The organism is Streptomyces sp. FH025, from assembly GCF_017427025.1.
In the GTDB taxonomy this organism is placed as follows: Bacteria; Actinomycetota; Actinomycetes; order Streptomycetales; family Streptomycetaceae; genus Kitasatospora.
In genome coordinates this window covers 1-2,250 of the sequence record NZ_JAFLNG010000966.1, presented here as the reverse complement: position 1 = coordinate 2,250, position 2,250 = coordinate 1, and the positions used below count along the sequence as shown (strand labels likewise).

Below are 2,250 nucleotides of genomic sequence, written 5' to 3'. Positions count from 1 at the left end.
GGTGGCTCCCGTCATCCCGGCGCTTCCCCGGTGGGGCGGCTTTGGCGTGGGTTTGTGGGGTTCGGGGTGCGGTGGGGTTCTGGCTACGATCGGTGGCTGCGGGGAGCTGGTCGTGGTTCTTTCGGCGGGAGTGGACGGATGGTGGATGTTCGGGCCGGGTTGCCGGCGCAGCCGGGTGATCTGGTGGATGTGGCGCGGTTGGTGACGGCGTACTACGCGTTGCGCCCGGATCCGCAGGAGGTGTCCCAGCGGGTGGCGTTCGGGACGTCGGGGCACCGGGGTTCGTCGTTGGACGGGTCGTTCAACGAGGACCACATCGCGGCGGTGACGCAGGCGGTGTGCGAGTACCGGGCGGGGCAGGGCGTGGGGGGCCCGTTGTTCCTGGGCGCGGACACCCACGCGCTGTCGGAGCCGGCGAAGGCGACGGCGCTGGAGGTGCTGGCCGCGAACGGGGTGCAGGTGCTGATCGACGCGGACGACGGCTACACGCCGACTCCGGCGGTGTCGCACGCGATCCTGGCGCACAACCGGCGCAGTCCGCGGGCGTTGGCGGACGGGATCGTGGTGACGCCCTCGCACAATCCGCCGCGTGACGGGGGTTTCAAGTACAACCCGCCCAGTGGGGGGCCGGCCGGGTCGGCGGCGACGGGGTGGATCCAGGACCGGGCGAACGAGTTGATCCGCGAGGGCCTGCGCGGGGTGCGGAAGGTGCCGTACGCGCGGGCTCTGGCGGCGGCGACGACGGGGCGTCACGACTTCCTGACGGCCTACGTCGAGGATCTTCCGTCGGTGGTGGACCTGGACGCGGTGCGGGAGTCGGGGCTGCGGATCGGCGCGGATCCGCTCGGCGGGGCGTCGGTGGCGTACTGGGGGCGGATCGCGGAGACGCACTGGCTGGATCTGACGGTGGTCAATCCGCTGATCGATCCGACGTGGCGGTTCATGACGCTGGACTGGGACGGGCGGATCCGGATGGACTGTTCGTCGCCGGCGGCGATGGCGTCCCTGATCGGGCGCAAGGACGAGTACGCGATCGCGACGGGCAATGACGCGGATGCGGACCGGCACGGCATCGTCACCCCTGACGGGGGCCTGATGAACCCCAACCACTACCTGGCGGTGGCCGTCGACTACCTCTACCGTCACCGGAGTGACTGGCCCGGTGACGCGGCGGTCGGCAAGACGCTGGTGTCCTCCTCGATGCTGGACCGGGTCGCGGCGGACCTGGGCCGGGCACTGATCGAGGTGCCGGTGGGCTTCAAGTGGTTCGTCGACGGCCTGCTGGAGGGGTCGATCGCCTTCGGTGGCGAGGAGAGCGCGGGGGCGTCGTTCCTGCGCCGTGACGGCGGGGTGTGGAGCACCGACAAGGACGGCATCCTGCTGGCCCTGCTGGCGAGCGAGATCACGGCGGTCACCGGTGCCACGCCGAGCGCGTACTACCGGGGGTTGACGGAGCGTCACGGCGATCCGGTCTACGCGCGGGTGGACGCTCCGGCGGACCGTGAGCAGAAGGCCCGTCTGGCGCGTCTGGCCCCGGAGCGGGTGGACGCGCGGGAGCTGGCGGGGGAGGAGATCACCGCGGTGCTCGCCAAGGCGCCGGGCAACGGGGCCGCGATCGGCGGGCTGAAGGTGTGCACCGACAACGCGTGGTTCGCGGCTCGTCCTTCCGGGACGGAGGACGTGTACAAGATCTACGCCGAGTCGTTCCTGGGCGCCGACCACCTGGCGCGGGTGCAGGAGGAGGCCCGCGCACTGGTCGGCGAGGTCCTCGGCGTCTGACCCCGGCGCCCCGTGCCGCCGCCGAGGCGGCGGCACGGGGCGCGCGTGTTCGTCAGGTGCGGGCGGGTTCGGCCGTCGGGGCGGGTGCCGCCACCCGGTGATCGCGGGTGGTGACGGCGGCGGTGGCACAGGCGGCGAGCGCGAGCGCGGCGGCGGCGAGGGGGAACCAGCGGGTGCCCAGGACCGTGATGGCGGCGGATCCGGCGAGGCCGGCGGCCGCGGTGCCGAGGTAGAGGGCGCTGCTGTTGAGCGAGATGAGCAGGGGCGCGTTGGGCGGGTCGATGGTGGCCAGGCGGTGGGGGAGCGCGACGGACACGGCCCATCCGGCGAGGGGGAGGACGGTGGCGTAGACGAGGGAGCCGGGCATGGTGCGTCCGAGCCAGGGCAGCGCGGTGAAGGCGCAGGCCGCGATGACGGAGCCGGTGAGCAGGACGCGGCGGACTCCGACGTGGTCGACGAGGCGCCCGCCGA

General features: G+C 72.9%; 2 protein-coding genes. One reads left to right on the top strand and one right to left on the bottom strand.

Annotated elements, in window-relative coordinates; translation table 11 throughout:
• Positions 1-138: 138 nt before the first annotated feature.
• The gene (gene pgm, locus J0670_RS36220) at positions 139-1,779 is read left to right on the top strand and encodes a phosphoglucomutase (alpha-D-glucose-1,6-bisphosphate-dependent) (protein ID WP_207816972.1); all 1,641 of its coding nucleotides are present in this window, start codon (positions 139-141) and stop codon (positions 1,777-1,779) included.
• Between the two features lie 52 nt (positions 1,780-1,831).
• Here pgm and J0670_RS36215 read toward each other — a convergent pair.
• Positions 1,832-2,250, bottom strand: a 419-nt coding sequence (locus J0670_RS36215) for an MFS transporter (RefSeq protein ID WP_374223239.1), incomplete at its 5' end; no start/stop codon positions are given.